We start from the raw sequence: 17,454 nt of genomic DNA on the forward strand, positions 1-17,454 counted from the left end.
CAATTGATTACGAGAGCGTTAAAGCATTGGAACGACATCCGCTTGCGAAACAAGCTGCTGATCTTATACGTTGTCGCCATATTCGTTCCGATGATCATAACGAATTTTATTTTCTATAACATTACGGCGGACAATGTTCGCGCGCAGAAAATTTCGGATCTCTCGCACGCCTTGGACAAAAGCAAAGAGACTTATCGCAAAGCGATCGAATCGATCGTCGAGATCTCTTCGGTGTTGTATACGGACAGCGAATTAAGCGCCGCTCTGGACGCCAATTATTCGACGACTAACGAAGTTCTTATCGCCTACGATTCCATATTGAACAGCTCCATCAATCAGTTCGTCTCGATCAACAAGCAATTTTACAATGCCTATCTCTACACCAACAACAAAACGCTGATCGGAGCAGGGGTGCTTAAACTGATCGATAAACAAACGGAGAGCGAGGAATGGTACGATCGCATTCGCCATCAATCGGTCATCGGCGCGCTTCATCTGCATACGAACAAAAATCCCGAACAACCGGACGAGTCTTACCTCAGCATTATTCGCAAGCTCGATTATTTTCGGAAGAGCGGATCTTACACGAAGATTCTTAAGGTCGATATTATGCCGCAATTCGTTAAGGAAACGCTGGAAGACGACTCCTCCATCGGGGATCTGTATCTGATTAACGATGACGGGGATATTTTGTACTCCTCTCAAGAGAAGGCGATCGGGTTGAAGGATCAGATGGATAGCGACAAGAACCTGGTGCTCACCAGTACGTTCGATAACGTAAGCTACTTGCAGGGATGGAAGATGATCGGCATTTATCCGAAGGATCAGATCGACAGCGCGATGCGGCATTCGAGGCTGTTCTTCATCTATTTAATGCTAGCCAATCTTTTGCTCCCCAGCTTGATCATTATCGTGCTGTCCGGCTCGCTGAATTCCCGGATCGTCGTCCTGTGGAAACAAATGAAACAAGTAAAGAACCAGCATTACGACCTGCTTAAAGTCGATCAAGCCAAAGACGAAATCGGACAGCTGACCGAGGAGTTTAACCGGCTGACGAGCCAGATCAGCTTGCTGATCCGAGACGTGTACGAAGCGGAATTGGGCCGCAAGCAAGCGCAGCTGAACGCGCTTCAGAGCCAGATTAATCCGCACTTCTTGTTCAATACGCTGGAGACGATTCGCATGAACAGCATGGTGAAGAACGAGCACGATACGGCTCTCGTGATTAGCCGGTTGGCTAGAAGCTTCAGAAGATCGATTACGTGGGGCGAAGATTTCGTGCCGCTTAGCGAAGAGATGGAATTCATTACGGATTTTCTCGAAATTCAGAAATTCCGCTTCGAGCACCGTTTGCGCTACGAGTTCCATATCGAGGATGCGATCAAGGACGTATCCATTCCGAAGATGAGCATTCTCCCTATCGTGGAGAACGCATGCATTCACGGGATCGAACGGTTAGCGGACGTAGGAATGATCCGAATTACGGGGAATCTGGAAGACGGCATGGTGAAAATCGAGATTGCGGACAACGGCATCGGGATGTCGGAGGAAGAGCTGGAGGGCATCGTAGAAGCGATGAGGGGCGATGTGCTTAATCAAGGGAACCACATCGGAATCCGAAACGTATATAACCGGCTTAAGCTCTACTATAACGACGGATTCGACTTCGCTTACCGGTCGGAGCCTGGCAGAGGAACCACGGTTACGATGCTTATCCCCGCTAATACGATTGTAGAAAGTAAATCCGAATCGAGGGATACACATGTATAAAACCCTTCTTGTGGAAGACGAGCCGAAGATGCGCGAAGGATTAAAGCAAATCGTCCCTTGGCAGAGCTATGGGTTTCATCTAAGCGGGGAAGCGGAGAACGGACGGGAAGGCTTAACGCTTATCGAGCGGGTTAAGCCGGATTTGGTGATTACCGACGTGCGAATGCCGTTGCTCAGCGGGCTCGATCTCATGATGGAGGTTTCGGGACGGATCGATTGCCAGTTTATTATCATCTCGGGCTATAGCGAATTAGATTACGTCATGAGCGCGCTTAAGTACGGCGCCGTGGATTATTTGTTAAAGCCGCTTGACGAGGAACAACTCATCGTAGCTTTGAACCGAGCCAAAGATCGACTGGACCGGGAAGCTCTGCTCCCCAAGGTGCTTCCGCCGGAAATATCGGTTAGCGGCGCGGTCGGCGACGTCATCGCCTATATTAAAGACAAATATCAATACAACATTACGATTAAAGAAATCGCCAGCAAGCTTTACATGCATCCCGTCTATTTGGGTCAATTATTCAAGAAAACGACGGGTAAGTATTTCAACGATTACGTCCATCAGGTTCGGCTCGACGAAGCGCAGCGGCTGCTGAACACAACCGAGAAAAAGGTATTCGTCATCGCGCTCGAGGTCGGCTATAAAGATAACGATTATTTTGTCCAACAGTTCAAGAAGCGGACGGGCGTTACCCCTTCCCAATACCGGATGAACGCAAGAGGGATGACATGAAGCGGCATCCGGTATGGAGAAGCCGCTGGTCGGGCTGCTGGCTTCTGTGCCTGTCTCTCTGCATGGCCAGCGCCTGTACGGGAACGGATTCGCAAGCGGACTCCGGCAAGAAAGCTCCGATCGCGTTTACGTATTTCGTCAATTCTCCCGGGGATATCGTGCCGGAGCATTCGCTTATCGGAGATTACATCGCCGAGCGGACGGGAGTATCGGTGCAGTACGAACGGGTTGTCGGAGAGATCGATCAGAAGCTCGGGGTGATGATCGGCAGCAAAAATTATCCGGACCTGATCTACGGCGGGGACAGAACGTTCCGCTTGCTGGAAGCGAACGCGCTTATTCCGCTGGAGGATTTAATCCGAGAACATGCTCCGAATTTGTTCAGGCTGTACGGACCGCACTGGGAGCGCATGAAGGCCGCAGATGGGCATATCTATGCCATTCCCTTGTCCGTGCCGACGGGCAAGCCCAATAAATGGATTAACGCCGCGTTCTGGGTGCAGAAGAAGGTGCTCAAGGAAGCGGGATATCCGACCGTTCGAACCTTCGATCAATACGTAGAGTTGCTTAGAGAGTACTCTCGCAAGCATCCCCTCTACGACGGGAATGAAACGATTCCTTTTGAAATCCTCACCTACGACAAACGGAACTTCACCTTGACGACGCCGATGCAATTTCTGGCGGGCGGCCCGAACGACTCTTTGGCCATGATCGATCCGGACTCTTATCAGGCTCGTTTCTATCAATTGGATGAGAGCATTACCAAACGGTATTACGACAAATTAAACGATATGTACATAGAAGGGTTGATCGACCGGGAAGCTTTTGTCATGAACTACGACCAATACTTGGAGAAGCTGGCGAGCGGCAGAGTGCTCGGCATGTTCGATCAATCCTGGCAAATCCTAGAGGCGCAATTAGCTTTGAAGGAGCAAGGCAAGCTTGAAGAATCGTACGTGCCGCTTCCGTTAACCTTCGACGAGGATATCGAAGAAGAGTACATGGACAATACGAGAATGAACTACGGCTTCGGATTCAGCATTTCCGTGAATTGCAAGGATCCGGTGCGGGCGATTGAAATGGCCGACTACATGGCGCGCGACGAAGTTCAAGCGTTAAGATTCTGGGGTTTTAAGGGGGAAAACTACAGCGTAACGGAGCAAGGAAGGTTTTACCGTACTTCCGAGCAGCGCGAATGGTTGAAAAATAAAGCCAACCGCATTCGGTGGAGCGGGGATATCATGTACTTCTGGCCCGGATCGGTAGGAACGATGCCCGACGGAAACAGTTACGATCCCATGCAGCAGCCCGAAGAAATAGAAGCGGAGTATTCCGAGACGGATCGCGAGTTGCTGAAGGCATATGGCGTTCGTACCTATGAAGATCTATTTAATCCGCCGAACGCTAAGCGCAAATATTTTCCCGCTTGGAGCATAGAGCTGTCCGAGAGCGCCAAAGAATTCGATCAAAAGCTGAAAGCGATTAACGAGAGAATTCCGCCGCAAATGGTAGTCGCGGATACGAAGGAAGAGTTCCGCAAGTATTGGGGGGAATACGTATCCGCCTTGAGCAGCCTCGATGTGGAAGGCTGGTTGGATGAATTAGAAACCAAGATTGCCGAAAGGCAAAGTAAGTGGTAGCCGCAATGCCCGGTTCCGATAACATTCCCGGCCGGGACGCTCCTCCCATGACGCCGGGACGCTTCGCTTGTTATGATCCTCGTAAATCATAGCGGGGTGGAGGAAACGAAAGTGACGATGGAGAAAACAATCAAAGGCCTGGCATTCGTCGCGCTGCTTGGAAGGGTTGTCCGTATCGGCATCTACATGAATGCGGCGGTCACTCCTTCGGTTTGGCCGCTCTGCCCTGTTCCCGCAACGTGTTGCGCTCCCAGAACACTCCCTCCGAATACCCTTGAATCGAGGCGTCGCTCTCGGCCATCTCAAGCCGCTTCTCGGTTAGACAGCAGTAGGTTTCGTCGATCTCGATGCCCACGTATCGCCTGTTCAGCTTCTTCGCGACGACGGACGTCGTCCCTGCGCCGCTGAAGGGATCGAGCACGACGTCGTTCTCGTCGGAGCTGGCGAGAATGAGCTTGGCCAGCAGCTTCTCCGGCTTCTGCGTCGGATGGTCGGTGTTCTCCGGCATCGACCAGAAGGGAACAGTCAGATCGGTCCACAGATTGGACGGGTGAGTAAGCCGGAATTTGCCGTCGGAGTCGTCGTTCCAATCCTTAGGCGAGCCATCTTCCGTTCGGTAAGGGGCGATGACCTTTCGTTTGACTTTGACGCGATCCACGTAAAATTTATAGTTGTCCGACTTCGTGCAGTGCCAAATATCCTCGGAGGCGTTCTTCCAGTTGGAGAGCGCGCCGCGGCCTTTTTCGCGTTCCCATGTAATCCGGTTGATCACATTCAAGTACTTCGAAGCCACCTCGAAGATCGAATGGCTCGAGCGCCAATCGCCGCAAATATACGCAGTGGCATTAGGCTTCAGTATGCGGATAATCCGAGAGAACCAGGCGTCCAGCCAATCGGCGTATTGCCGATGATCCATCCGGTTAAAAGTTTTGCCGTTAAAGGATTTCGTTAGATTATAAGGCGGATCGACGATCAGAAGATCGACGAATTCATCCGGCAAGTAATCCAGCGTTGCGAACAGATCTTGGTTAATCGTGCGGTTGACGATGTCTTCCGGCTCGGCTTTCGCCGACAACGCAAGCAATTGCGCGCCGTACTTGCTTCTCTCGGAATCATCCAGCGTAATCGTCCGGTTTCTTCCGGCTCTCTTCTTTTCGTTATCCGACACTTGTACGCCACCGCCTAGTTCAATCTTCTATATCTCATTCTATTGTAATAGAAACGTGAGCCTTTTTCAGGTCAAACCTCGAACTTTCTTCGTTCTGCTGCGTCTATATGGGATGTGGGTGCTTAAACGGAATAGGATATTCATTGATCGAGGAGAGATGAGCATGAAAAAGGCAGGATTGGAACGCGGCAAAAAAGGTTTGATCGCGATTGCGATCGGGGCGACGCTTGCTTCCGCATCGTTGGCAGCGCCCCAACAGAGCGCGGATGCGGCAGGGCTGAACGCCTACAAGATCATTAACCAAGCGATAGAAGTCGACGGCGTCCGCACGAATTTGTCCGCGCTCAACACGGATAACACGACCTATATTGCCATTCGAAGCCTGAATAAGAGCATCGGACTGAACACGGATTATAGCAAGGCGAAGCAGACGGTCACCGTAACCGGCCGGGATCGGGAGCTCGTGCTTAACCTGCAGGACGGCAGCGCGGAGTTGAACGATCAGCAAATTTACGGCTTGCCGGCGATCGTCCAGGACGGTACGACGTATGTTCCGTTCCGGTTCCTGCTCGAGAGGATGGGGTACGGAGTTTCTTTCGATACGGATACGAAGGTAATCGGGATCGAAGCGATCCAAGAGAACGATCTCAAGATTACGTCTGGCGTCATTAAGGAAGAGAGCAAGGGAAGCTCGCTGTTGATCCACTATCCCCAAATCTCGGAGTTCGCCGACGCCGCCGTTCAGAAGAAGGTTAACGAACTATTGAAATCGGAAGCCGAGGCCAATGCGGATGCGGCTCGGGAATCGCTTAGCGAATCGCTCGGCGAAGCGTCGGACGAAGCGCTTCCGCCTGCTTCCTTCGAAGGAACTTATACGATCACTTACAATGAACGAGGCAAGCTCAGCTTGTACGTGGATTATTATATTTACACGGGCGGGGCGCATGGTTCTACGGCGCGCGTGCCCTATACGTTCGATTTGGCGACGGGAGAGCTGTTGGAGTTGAAGGACGTTACCGGGGGCAACGCCAAATACGTTTCGATCATCAATGCCAAGATCAAGAGCCAGATCAAAGCGCGAGGGCTTGGACTCATTAGCCCGTTCGAGACGATCGAGCCGAATAGGGAATATTTCTTGAAACACGGCGGCGTGGTCATCTATTTCGGGCAGTACGAGTACACGCCTTACGCGGCGGGAATGCCGGAATTCGAAATCCCGTACGGCGATTTCAAATAATTCGAACGCGAAGCGAGCCGATCCTACGGGGTCGGCTTTTTGCCGTTATCCCCTTGGTTCAGGTTAAGGTACGATTCGAGTCTAGGTAAGCGGCGGTTATTTAAGTAAAATTCTTGTTCGCAGCTTGATAATTTCTTCACATCCGGCAGGTACAATGTACATCATAGGGAGGATTGACGCGCGGCGAATAATAGAGGATTTTGGCAATTGCGGGTGGAATGAACAATGTAGTAAAACGGATATCCCAAAAAGAGGGGCGTGCGTCGCATTGCGCTTTAATGACGTTAAGCAGACGATCCTTGTCGTAGATGACGAGGAGAAGATGATTTCTTTTATCGCGAGTTATTTGGAGAACGAAGGCTATCGGGTGCTGGAGGCCTCCAACGGGTCTGACGCCATCTCCTTGTTGCAGTCCGAACCCCATATCGATCTGGTATTGCTCGATTGGATGATGCCGGGCATGAACGGATTGGATACGTGCCGTTATATTCGCGGCTTCTCCCAAGTTCCCGTTATTTTCCTTACCGCCAAGGCGGAGGAGGTCGATAAGCTGCTCGGGCTAGAGCTCGGCGCGGACGATTATATTACGAAGCCGTTCTCCATCAGGGAATTGGAGGCGCGCATCCGCGTCATTCTTCGCCGAGTCAAGCCTCATTCGGGAGCGATCACCGAGCCTGTCGCGAAGGCGAACGACATTTTGAGGCGCGGCGCCCTCCTCATCGACTTGCCCAAACATACGGTGAGCTTGAACGGTCAGCCTGTTGCTTTTACTCCCACCGAGTTTAAGATTCTGAGGACGCTCGCTCAGTCTCCCGGTCGTGTTTACAGCAGGCTGGACTTGCTGGAAATCGCGCTCGGCGAGGAGTATAGCGGATATGAACGGACGATCGATACGCATATCCGAAATATACGCAAGAAAATAGAGACGGACTTCTCCAACCCTGATTATATCGTGACGGTGCATGGGGTCGGCTACAAGTTCGGAGACGCGAAATGAGTCTGCGGGCGAAGCTTGCGATCGGGATCGGCAGCGTATCGACATTGACTTTGGTTGCGGCCGTGGGCATCGGATATGCTTGGGGCAACGGGGACAACGATAAAGCTTCCAATACCGTTTATTGGGTCGTGTCCTTGTTCAGCCTATCCGTGATTTGGGTATTATCCTTCGGAGTTGCGCAGATGTTCGCAGGACGGGTTAAGTACCTGCTTAATCGGGCGCAAGGAATATCGAGCGCGGGGGTTTTTCAGGAAATACGCGTGAAGGGCAACGACGAAATCGCTGAATTGGCGACTCTATTCAATAAAATTTCCGGAGAGTGGATCAAAGGGGAAGAGGTTCGCAATCAGTTGGTTTCGGACGCGGCCCATGAGTTGAGAACTCCCGTGGCGATCTTGCGCGGACACTTGGAGACGATGCTCAGAGGCGCGCTTGAGCTTAAGCACGATAATCTGATATCCCTGTTGGATGAGACGAAGAGAATGACCCACCTGATTCAGGAGCTGCAGCAGATCAGCTTGGCGGAATCGGGACGGCTCAAGCTCGATCGCTCATGGACTAAAATATCCTTCGTATTGCGCGAAGTGGTCGATATATTTACGGTGGATGCCGAAGAGAAACAGGTTCGCTTGGTATATGAAGAGGAAGCCGATTGCGAGATCTATTGCGATATTTCTCGAATTAAACAAGTACTTATCAATATCATCGGCAATGCCATCCGATATACGCCGGAACTAGGGACGGTTCGCATTCGGCAATCGCAGCAGCGGGACGGGAAGATTCGCATCGAGGTAGCGGACACCGGACCGGGCATTCCGCCGGATAGGCTGCCGTATATTTTTCACAGGTTCTACCGCGTCGATGATTCCAGAAGCAGATCGATCGGAGGAACCGGTCTCGGCCTCGCGATCGCGAAGCAATTCGCCGAAGCGCACGGAGGAGTATTGGAAGCTTTCAGCGAGGAAGGCAAGGGTACGACGATTATTCTGCAATTGCCTACCTTCCCAGAAGTATAAGCCACGACCAGAGAAATGAGGATTGCCGGTATGCTCGATGAGGCATTATCGATGAAGGTAAATGAGCTTTGGAAAATATATGGCGCCGGCGATCAAACCGTAGAAGCGGTTAGAGATATTTCCTTCGAACTGCGCAAGGGGGAAATCGTCGCGATCATGGGACCGTCGGGCTGCGGGAAGACAACGCTATTGAACTGTCTTGCGGGGATGGATAGCGCTACCGCAGGCAACGTATGGATGGAGGGCATCGACTTGCAAAACTTGTCCGAACGCAAGAGGGATGCTTTTCGCGCCAGACATCTTGGCTTCGTGTTTCAGTTTTACAACTTGGTGCCGATTCTTACCGCGATCGAGAATGTGGAGCTGCCCTTGCTGTGCAAGGGAGTCTCCCGGAGATCGGCACGGGAGAAGGCGCGCCATGCTTTGACGCGAGTAGGCTTGCGGGAGAGGGAGCATCATCGGCCGGGCGAGCTTTCGGGAGGACAGCAGCAACGGGTGGCGCTAGCCCGAGCCATCGTGCACGAACCGCAAGTCATATTCGCCGACGAGCCAACGGGGGCGCTGGATAGCAAAAGCAGCGAGATGGTGATGGATCTTATCGACCATATTAATAGACACGATCGGATTTCATTCGTGATCGTTACCCACAATCCCAAAGTAGCCAGCTATGCGCATAGAACTTTGTTTATGGATAGCGGAAAGATGATTCCCGAGAGCCGTAACGGCACGAATCGCCGAATTCCGGGCAGAGAGGGAGAGGGATTCGCGTGATGGAGCTTCTATGGATGCTTCCGTTAGTCGCGCTTCTTCTCTACGCCCTGTGCATTAGCTTGAAGTATCCGCATGTCCGTCGAATAGCGGTAAGGGAATTGAACTTGAGGAAGTTTAGCTCGGTTCTAGTCATCGTCGGATTATCCGTATGCATCGCACTGATAACGCTTGTATTTTGTATCCGATATGCTTTTCAAGAGCGTTCGAATGCTTACTTGGAAAAGCCCGCCGAAGCGATTAAATATGAAGTAATGGCCATACACCAGCCTCATCTTCAGAAGCCCTATTTTACGGACGAAGACATGGGCGATCTGCTGGCGACGGACGAAGGCGACCCGAATATCTGGCCTATCGTGTCCTATGCGGTAACGCTTTTTCCCGCGTCGGAGCTTGATCAAGACGTTATATTGCCTAACGTGCTGGTGATTGGGGTTGACCCCGCGGTCGCCAAGAGCTTTAATCCGGAAGGGAGTAAAGCAGATTGGCCGTCCACGCTCGGAGAGAATCGGATCGTTCTGTCGGAATCGGCTGCGGATCGCTTGAATGCGCGAGCGGGAGATTACGTTCAATTACTGGATCATCATAACCGCAAGCATGCTTTTCAGGTTGAGCAAATTCAAGAGGATGAAGGGCTGTTGGCTTATCGCGGCTTTCAGAAGGCAGATGCCACCGCAATTATTTCATTGGAGCGGGCGAGATCGCTATTTGATTTGCCGAGCGGCTCCTATACAAGCGCAATAGGGGATTTACATGTACCGCCTCCATGGCATTCTCGGTATATTCAGCAAGATACGCCCCTTAGTTTGGAAGGCGTCTCCTCATTCGGCGTTTATTTCTTCGGAATCATTAACTCGACCGCGATCGCGATGGCGATTATTCTGACGATCAATTTATTCCGGTTAATAGCGGAAGAGAGAAGATTTGGGACGGGAGTCATGCGTTCAATAGGGTTCAGCAGATTAGATCTAAAGCGGATTTTAAGACTGGAAGGACTTTGTTATGCATTATTTTCCGGATTGCTCGGGAGCGCTGCGGGGACCGGCTTGGCCGCTTGGGTAATGGGAAGCAATCGCCGATTGTTCGGGCAGGAGATGTGGCTGGATCAAATCATAACCTGGCAGACCGGCTTGAAAGCGATGCTAACCGGATGTTCTATCGGAACGTGTATCTTGTTCGGCAGCGTCTGGATGGTGTCCCAAATCTCGTTAAGAAATTCGGCGCAAACCGAACCGGTTGGAGCGATACGCCGGGCCCCGTCCAAAGGAGCATATGCTTTTCATTATGGTTTTTCGTTTATTATTCTTACGTTGACTCTTTCCTTAGTCGTTTTGATCTCTATTCCTGAAGTACGGCAATCCTGGTTCGATGGAGTAGATTTGCTATTATGGTCCGCGGGCTTGTTTTTGGTAATTCCTCTACTTATCTATGGGGCCGTTTGGTGGCTGGAGTGGGGAGTCGGACTGGTTCTATGGTTATCGAGCAAAGTCCCGGCTTGCTATGCGATGCTGAATTTAGCGCTGAACCAATTGAAAGGCCATCGGATCCGAACGGGTCTGCTCATGCTGATGTTTTGTTTGGTTTGTTGTTTTGTCAGCTTCTCTACGGTCCTATCAAACTATATCCATGTCGTCGTCACTCAATCCGGGAATCGCGAGGCGACGGGCGGATATGATTACTTTGCCGAGGATGCTAGGGTGATCGCTTCCGAACAGCTCAAATCGTATTTGGACGAGATAGGTTACCCTGAGGAACGATATCCCGAGTATGCCTCGGTAGTTAGATTGCCATGGCGGGAGTCGGAATGGCGCGGCTTCGAGATTAACGGGGTGGATCGTCGTTACGCGCAGACCAATCGGCTTTCCGTAACTCCGCGACGAGAAGGTGACGGAGACGGAGCATCCTTGTGGAATAAGCTCGCAAGCGACCCGGATGCGGTAATCGTTTCGACTAGTACTCTGAGTTTTATAGAAAGTCAGAACTGGAAACGGGACAACGACGAGATCGTTTTCCGAATTAACGGACAGACGATCCGCAAACGGATCATAGGCGTAGCGAACGAAGGAACTAACGAGTGGAACGCAGGGAGTATCGCTTATCCTGCGACAATCGGAATTTGGATGAATGAACAAGAAGTGCTACGGCTTGGCCGAAATGCCAAGGAGCTGAATTCCGTCCTCCTATTGCGATTCGATTCCGCCGCGATCGGACGCGAGTGGCAGGAACGGAGCGAGCTGGGATTGGCCAGATTCAACGTTTATCCGCTGCGTAGCGCGGTTGACGAAGACGTCTGGTTCTACCGGGACGTCGGTTTGTTGTTTGCCTTGTTCGAAAAGTTTAATTATTTGGCGATGGCCATCGGAATTGCCGGTCTTGCGGTCGTAATGGCTCGTCTTGTCAAGATGAGGAAGAGGCAGCTAGGGGTTCTTCGGACTCTAGGGATCGCCCCGAACCTACTGCAGCTGTACGTAGTGGCGGAAGGGGTATTGCTCAGTATTTTTGGATCAAGTCTAGGTTTCGTTGTCGGGGGTTACTATGGTTATGTGCTTTGTAAGTCGCAAATCAGCGATATGGTGTTAGGCTTTCGCTTTGGATTTCCGATTTTTAAATTGTTGCTGCTCTTTATAAGCTTCGCGATCCTGATTTTGGTCAGCAACCTGTGGTCGGTCAGGTACGTGTACCGGGTGTCTCCGATTGAATCTACGAAGCATTTAACCTCATAGTGATTACGTAAAGTGGGCGTCCTGCGATATTGCGGGGCGCTTTTTCATGTTCTCGGCGAAAACTCCACACAATCTTCGCATCGTTTTCGCACAAACCCGACTTAATGGCAGCTAAATATTCAATCTTTCCTAGTAATATACGAAGCATTAGCTGAATGATCCGCGGCAGCGCGGATAAGGGAAGGTGGAAATGAGATGGGTTATTGGTTCGAGAAATTCGGCGTATCGTTCGCCGCGGCGATCGTAACGGGACTACTCTTCGGGCTTTTGCTGCGAGTCGTTATGAAAATAATCGCATTGGCGCATCCGGAGCTATCTAGCGGATTTCATTGGGAGGGAACCCTGTTCATCGCTTTGATCGGGGTTGGTTTTACTTTGGCAAATAGCGTCTTCTATGCGTTGGTCGAACGGTTCTTGCCGGGAAAATGGCTAGCCAAAGGATTCTTGTTCGGAGTTCTCGTCCTTGCGGTTTACGGAATTCCATTCTTTCTGTCTAATCCGGGAGGGGAGTTGTTCGGCCCCCAAGCCTATATCGGCGTTCCTCTATTCTCTTTGGTATTCGTTGCAGGCGGGATAACGTTGGCACGTTGCGTTCGTTTCATTGGGAAGTGGGTGAACGATAGACGGGAAAGACGGATCAGATTCGCTTATGCGTGTTTTATATTATTAGGCATTCCGGCGTGCGTGTTGATGGTCGGGATCGCGGTCGAGATGGTGACGGAGGTCATTCCGGAAATTCGTAATCAGGGGTAGATGGGAGGGGACGGTTATGCCATTGAATCGGAGATCGCATGCTAAAGAGATAGAGCCGGTGCTTCAGCATCCGATCTTATCAACGAAGTTAAACATTCCGCTGCAATCTTCATGCCACCTGACTCGCGACCGGTTAATGGATAAAATTTCGGCTTCGTTACTGTGCAAGCTGACGACCGTCATCGCGCCTCCGGGATTCGGAAAAACAACGATGGTGAGCGATTGGATCAGCAAGCGGCAAATCAAGGCAAGTTGGCTTTCGCTTGATCGGGGCGATAACGATCTGCATCGGTTCTGGGGGTACGTAGCGGCGGCCCTTGATCGGCTGGAACTGGAAATCGGCCAGAAGGCGCTGTCGCTACAACTGCAGCAAACCTCGCTCAAACTGTCCGTAGAGCAAATGATATCTTGGTTGATTAACGATCTATTCGACGTACGGGAAGACGTGGTGCTCGTTCTTGACGATTACCACGTCATGGAGTCCGAAGAGGTGCACCGTTCCGTCGTTTATTTTCTTGAACGGCTTCCGCCGCAAATCCACCTCGTCTTGATTAGCAGGAGAACGTTGCCTTTTCCGGTCGGCGCATTGCGAGCGAAAGGCCAATATATCGAAATCGGCGTTTCGGATCTAAAGTTCACGGACGGCGAGCTCGCCAGCTACTGGCGGCGTCAGACGGGCGCCGATCAGGAACAAGCTTCGCTTCGTTGGCTCGCCCACCGTGCGGAAGGTTGGATAGCGGGCATTCAATTGGCGGTTTTATCGCAAACCGCGAGCCATGAACACGTTTTGCAGCAGTTCACGGGTAATCATCGATTCGTTGCCGATTATTTGATGGAAGAGGTATTTATGGTTCAACCCCCGGAGATCCAGCAGTTTTTGCTCCAAACCTCCATTCTGGAACGAATGAACGTCGATCTATGCGCGGCCGTCATGGATGCATCCGGGGAAAAGGCGCTGCACTGCATACAAGAGCTTGAGCGCGGCAATTTGTTCTTCGTTCCGCTTGACGCCGAGCGTTGCTGGTATCGCTACCACCATTTATTTGCCGATTTTCTGCGGGGGCGTCTCGGGCAATCGCAGGGTTCGGATGCCGGAACGCTGCATGGACGGGCGAGCGAATGGTTCGAGAAATTCGGCCATATGGAAGAGGCGATCGATCATGCCTTGTCGGCGGGCTTGCATGAAAGGGCCTCGTCGTTGATCCAAGAAATCTCCGAGTCGTATTTGAAGAACAGAGAAACGGCACTGCTGTACGGCTGGCTGATTCGCCTGAACCCTTCGATTGCGGAGCGGCCCGCTCTATTGGTCGTCAAGGCATGGACGGAATTATTCCTGGGGCATTACGAATCGCTGAAGCAACATCTGACGCAGCTAAGATCGGTCTTGGAGGAGGATGGCGTTTATGCCGATCCTCGGCATACGCAAGTCCGAACGGAGCTGGAAATATTGGAAGGATTCCTGCCCTTGTTCCTAGGGGATTTCGATAGTGCTTACCGTCATATCGTACGGTTTCATTCGCGCGCCGATATTCCGAATGAGGAGTTGCCTCTGTTAGTCAGGGGGGGAGTCGAAATGAACGAAGGAACGGTGCCTTTCATTCGCGGATATTTCGGTTTCGGCGGCAGGCTCAAGCAAGCGATGCGCTATCATCGGGTATACAATGCCTTTATCGTTAGAAACGGGTTCCATCACCATGCCTTCAGCGCGTACCAACGAACGGCAATGTGCGAGATCGACTATGAACGGAACGATTTGGATGGGGCATTGCAGTATGCCGAATATGCGATAGACATCGCGTTCCAACACGGTGTTTTAGGGGCGTATATACCTGCCGTTATATTGAAATCTCGAGTATTGTGGGCCAAAAAGAGAGCGGAAGAGTCTATGGATACTCTTGTTCAAGCGATGAATTATCTTTGGAGAAGCCGTTTGGACAGATCGACGTGGTACGGCTTGCTGAACGCTCGCCTCGTAAACTGTCGGCTATCCATAGGAGACTACGATTACGCGGACGAATGGGTTAGACAGAGCAAGCTCTCCCAGGACGCGGCGATCATGGACAATCAGGAAGCCGAGACGATTACGTACATTCGGGCCATTGCCGCAAGAGGCCGAATCGACGAGGCGTTAATCTGCGCGGAGAAGCTGCTCAAGCTGGCCAAGCAGCGGCGCCAGAAAATGACGGAACTAGAGGCGAATGCGTGGCTGGCTATCTTGTTGGAGAGCAAAAATCAATCTTATGCCGGCCTGCTTCACATGCAGCAAGCTCTTGAGATCGGAGAGAGGGAAGGTTACCTTCGAACGTTCGCGGATATGCCCGAGCTCGTTTCTCTTCTCGGGCGATATGTCGAAGTCAGGAAACGGCATTACATGCCGGAGTTGCGGGAAACCGTCTCATTGTCCTACGTTAGATCGATCCTCGCCGTTGCCGGCGAGACGGCGGCTGGAACCATCGGAGAGAGCGAGGGCGGTACATCGGCGGCCTTAACGACAAGGGAACGGGAAGTCTTGCAGCAGATCGCGACGGGATTGTCTAACAAGGAAATCGCGGAGAGGTTGGTATTAACCGAAGGAACGGTTAAGCTCCACCTGCATCATATTTACGGCAAACTGCAGGTGAAAGGCCGAGTGCAGGCGATTCAACGCGGAAGGGAGCTTCGTCTGCTATCGTAATTCGGAATGGGTACGGGAATAGGGATTGTCGGAGACATTCGTCCGCCGGCAATCCCTTTTTGTTTTGCTTCAAAGATATAACCGTCTTGTATAACTATCGTTAGAAGGTAAAACTTCCATTTTACGATAAGCTGGGAGAGATACGGAAAGGAACGGGTATCCAGTTTTCCTGACAGGATCTTCACATTTTATTCGCAAAATGCAGATCGATTCTTCTCAGGAACTTCAAATGCCTGCATTACGATTGAAATGTAATCGAGATGAAGAGAGGAGATTTATCATGAAACGAATATCCAAAAGAGCTCTATCTGTACTAATTGCCCTGATGTGCAGTCTAGCCGTCTATTCTTCGGCGTTCGCCGAATCGGAAGGCGAAGTCGCTCAACCGGTCGTGAAGGCCGAAGAAACGGCGGAGCCCGAAGCCGAGGAACAATCGCGGAAAGAAGTGGATCCGAGGGAATTTTTCGAGGATCTGGAGATCATGGAAGTGGACGAACTTACGTTCAAGATCGTCAAGTTCGAGGCTGTCGCCGAAAACGCGAAGATCAACGAACCGCATTTCAAGGCGATCGTATTGTTCCAGAACAATAGTCCTTATTCCATCCGTACGCCGGCGACGGCTATCGAGCTATCCGATAAAGGGTTCAACTCGCTCGCGGTTCATTACGTCAAGCTGGACTCGACATTGAAGCCCGGTGAATCGAAATGGGCGACTGTGGAATTCCCGAGCTTGATAGAGCTGACGGCCGGGGCAAGCATGAAGGGCGTCAAAGGCGCAACGACCGACTACCTGTACGGAGAGCGAGTGAACGACGCGTCGGAAATTACGAAGGCTGGCATTTACGTGTTCGTGAACAGCAAACGAGTGAACGCAAAAGTATCGGATTCAAGCGGCTACCAATACTTGCCGACTAAGAGCCTGATGGAAGCCTTGGGCTTCAAATACACGTGGACTGCCAAGACGTCGACGTTCGTCGCGGTCAAAGACAATTTGAAGATCGAGAACAAGGTCGGCACCCGCAACGTCAAAGCGAACGGGAAAATCGTCAAGCTCGACGGCCAGCAATCGGCGTTCCTCAACAAGGTGCCAAGCCTCAGCGTGAACGCGCTCCCTTTGATATCCAGCGATTGGGTGCTGAACAAGGGATATCACGGTAAAATCACGATCATTACGGTCGCTGATCAATCTCTTATGAAATTTTAATTGAAAATATAGGGAGGATTTTATCCATGAAAAAAAATTATAAAGTTGCGGCAGCTGCGTTCCTATGCGGCTCGCTGTTCTTCTCCGGCATTTCCATGGCAGCCCAAAGCGATCTGATTTCCGTGTCGTTCGACAAGCTTCGGTTCATCGTGCAAGGAACGGACCATTCTTCGACGAACGGACAGTTCGATAATCAAGGCAAGCTCGTTCCCGAGTCGATCGTCTACAAAGGCACGACCTACGTTCCATTAAGATTGGCAGGGCAGCTTGTCGGGCAGCCGATCTACTGGGACGGGGCTACGAAGTCGATCTACCTCGGCGAGACGGTTATTCCGCTAGTTAACGCTAAGGGCGAGACGGTGGGCAACGCGAAGTTATCCCAAGGGGACAAAGGCGTTCGGCTACAGATCGAAGCGTCCGGTTTGACCGCGGGCAAGCACGGCATTCATATTCACGAGAAAAACTTCGAGAACAACGATTTCAAAACGGCCGGAGGCCACTACAACCCGCATGCGAAGAAGCACGGCCACGACAATCCGGAAGGGCACCACATGGGAGATATCCCGAACCTTACCGCCGGTGCGGATGGGAAAGCGAGTGCTGTCATTGAATTGGAGGGCTTTTCGATCTTGAAAGACGGCGCGGATTCCATCTGGGGCAAGTCGATCATGATTCACGCTACCGAAGATGATTATAAGACCGATCCGTCCGGTAATTCCGGAGACCGTATCGTTGGCGGCAACATTCGTTGAACTTATCCCTTTTCATTCC

General features: G+C 51.5%; 13 protein-coding genes. 12 read left to right on the forward strand and 1 reads right to left on the reverse strand.

The features are described from left to right. Window positions 1–3: 3 nt before the first annotated feature. Genes FPL14_RS17645 through FPL14_RS17655 form a run of 3 tightly spaced genes read left to right on the forward strand, consistent with a single transcriptional unit; the run spans window position 4 to window position 4,143 of the window. Window positions 4–1,770 carry a sensor histidine kinase gene (locus FPL14_RS17645; protein ID WP_182299021.1) on the forward strand — a complete coding sequence of 589 codons (1,767 nt, stop codon included), beginning with the start codon at window positions 4–6 and terminating at the stop codon, window positions 1,768–1,770. Then, window positions 1,763–2,503 carry a response regulator transcription factor gene (locus tag FPL14_RS17650; RefSeq protein ID WP_182299022.1) on the forward strand — a complete coding sequence of 247 codons (741 nt, stop codon included), beginning with the start codon at window positions 1,763–1,765 and terminating at the stop codon, window positions 2,501–2,503. Before FPL14_RS17645 ends, FPL14_RS17650 begins: the two co-directional genes overlap by 8 nt. Continuing rightward, complete coding sequence (locus FPL14_RS17655; protein WP_182299023.1) at window positions 2,500–4,143, forward strand: extracellular solute-binding protein; 1,644 nt, start codon at window positions 2,500–2,502, stop codon at window positions 4,141–4,143. Before FPL14_RS17650 ends, FPL14_RS17655 begins: the two co-directional genes overlap by 4 nt. A 199-nt stretch (window positions 4,144–4,342) precedes the next feature. Here the strand turns inward: FPL14_RS17655 and FPL14_RS17660 are convergent, their stop codons facing one another. Then, on the reverse strand, window positions 4,343–5,311 hold the full coding sequence (locus FPL14_RS17660) for a DNA-methyltransferase (RefSeq protein WP_182299024.1): 969 nt from the start codon (window positions 5,309–5,311) through the stop codon (window positions 4,343–4,345). Between the two features lie 163 nt (window positions 5,312–5,474). Between FPL14_RS17660 and FPL14_RS17665 the strand changes: the two genes are divergently transcribed. The 9 genes from FPL14_RS17665 (at window position 5,475) to FPL14_RS17705 (ending at window position 17,435) form a co-directional block, all read left to right on the forward strand. Then, the gene (locus FPL14_RS17665) at window positions 5,475–6,548 is read left to right on the forward strand and encodes a PdaC/SigV domain-containing protein (RefSeq protein WP_182299025.1); all 1,074 of its coding nucleotides are present in this window, start codon (window positions 5,475–5,477) and stop codon (window positions 6,546–6,548) included. A gap of 268 nt (window positions 6,549–6,816) precedes the next feature. Continuing rightward, window positions 6,817–7,545, forward strand: coding sequence for a response regulator transcription factor (locus FPL14_RS17670; RefSeq protein WP_229263557.1), 729 nt, complete (start codon window positions 6,817–6,819; stop codon window positions 7,543–7,545). Next, window positions 7,542–8,561, forward strand: a complete 1,020-nt coding sequence (locus tag FPL14_RS17675; protein WP_182299027.1) for a sensor histidine kinase — start codon at window positions 7,542–7,544, stop codon at window positions 8,559–8,561. The genes FPL14_RS17670 and FPL14_RS17675 overlap by 4 nt, the downstream gene beginning before the upstream one ends. 51 nt (window positions 8,562–8,612) lie before the next feature. Beyond that, window positions 8,613–9,332 (forward strand): ABC transporter ATP-binding protein, encoded by a 720-nt coding sequence (locus FPL14_RS17680; protein WP_182299028.1) that lies wholly within the window; start codon window positions 8,613–8,615, stop codon window positions 9,330–9,332. Next, window positions 9,332–12,052, forward strand: a complete 2,721-nt coding sequence (locus FPL14_RS17685) for an ABC transporter permease (RefSeq protein ID WP_324617933.1) — start codon at window positions 9,332–9,334, stop codon at window positions 12,050–12,052. The genes FPL14_RS17680 and FPL14_RS17685 overlap by 1 nt, the downstream gene beginning before the upstream one ends. A gap of 195 nt (window positions 12,053–12,247) precedes the next feature. Further along, window positions 12,248–12,805: a hypothetical protein gene (locus FPL14_RS17690; protein WP_182299030.1), complete on the forward strand. Its 558-nt coding sequence runs from the start codon at window positions 12,248–12,250 to the stop codon at window positions 12,803–12,805. A gap of 16 nt (window positions 12,806–12,821) precedes the next feature. After that, on the forward strand, window positions 12,822–15,479 hold the full coding sequence (locus FPL14_RS30540) for a winged helix-turn-helix domain-containing protein (protein ID WP_324617809.1): 2,658 nt from the start codon (window positions 12,822–12,824) through the stop codon (window positions 15,477–15,479). A 280-nt stretch (window positions 15,480–15,759) separates the two neighbouring features. Beyond that, window positions 15,760–16,683: a stalk domain-containing protein gene (locus tag FPL14_RS17700; protein ID WP_182299031.1), complete on the forward strand. Its 924-nt coding sequence runs from the start codon at window positions 15,760–15,762 to the stop codon at window positions 16,681–16,683. Window positions 16,684–16,709: 26 nt separating this feature from the next. Continuing rightward, window positions 16,710–17,435 carry a superoxide dismutase family protein gene (locus FPL14_RS17705; RefSeq protein WP_182299032.1) on the forward strand — a complete coding sequence of 242 codons (726 nt, stop codon included), beginning with the start codon at window positions 16,710–16,712 and terminating at the stop codon, window positions 17,433–17,435. Window positions 17,436–17,454: the final 19 nt, after the last annotated feature.

The sequence above is a fragment of the Cohnella cholangitidis genome (assembly GCF_014107495.1).
GTDB lineage: Bacteria > Bacillota > Bacilli > Paenibacillales > Paenibacillaceae > Cohnella > Cohnella cholangitidis.

Coding starts and splice junctions, on each gene's coding strand:
- FPL14_RS17650 (WP_182299022.1), top strand. CDS start 1,763: ATGTATAAAACCCTTCTTGTGGAAGACGAGCCGAAGATGCGCGAAGGA.
- FPL14_RS17655 (WP_182299023.1), top strand. CDS start 2,500: ATGAAGCGGCATCCGGTATGGAGAAGCCGCTGGTCGGGCTGCTGGCTT.
- FPL14_RS17665 (WP_182299025.1), top strand. CDS start 5,475: ATGAAAAAGGCAGGATTGGAACGCGGCAAAAAAGGTTTGATCGCGATT.
- FPL14_RS17675 (WP_182299027.1), top strand. CDS start 7,542: ATGAGTCTGCGGGCGAAGCTTGCGATCGGGATCGGCAGCGTATCGACA.
- FPL14_RS17680 (WP_182299028.1), top strand. CDS start 8,613: ATGAAGGTAAATGAGCTTTGGAAAATATATGGCGCCGGCGATCAAACC.
- FPL14_RS17685 (WP_324617933.1), top strand. CDS start 9,332: ATGGAGCTTCTATGGATGCTTCCGTTAGTCGCGCTTCTTCTCTACGCC.
- FPL14_RS17690 (WP_182299030.1), top strand. CDS start 12,248: ATGGGTTATTGGTTCGAGAAATTCGGCGTATCGTTCGCCGCGGCGATC.
- FPL14_RS30540 (WP_324617809.1), top strand. CDS start 12,822: ATGCCATTGAATCGGAGATCGCATGCTAAAGAGATAGAGCCGGTGCTT.
- FPL14_RS17700 (WP_182299031.1), top strand. CDS start 15,760: ATGAAACGAATATCCAAAAGAGCTCTATCTGTACTAATTGCCCTGATG.
- FPL14_RS17705 (WP_182299032.1), top strand. CDS start 16,710: ATGAAAAAAAATTATAAAGTTGCGGCAGCTGCGTTCCTATGCGGCTCG.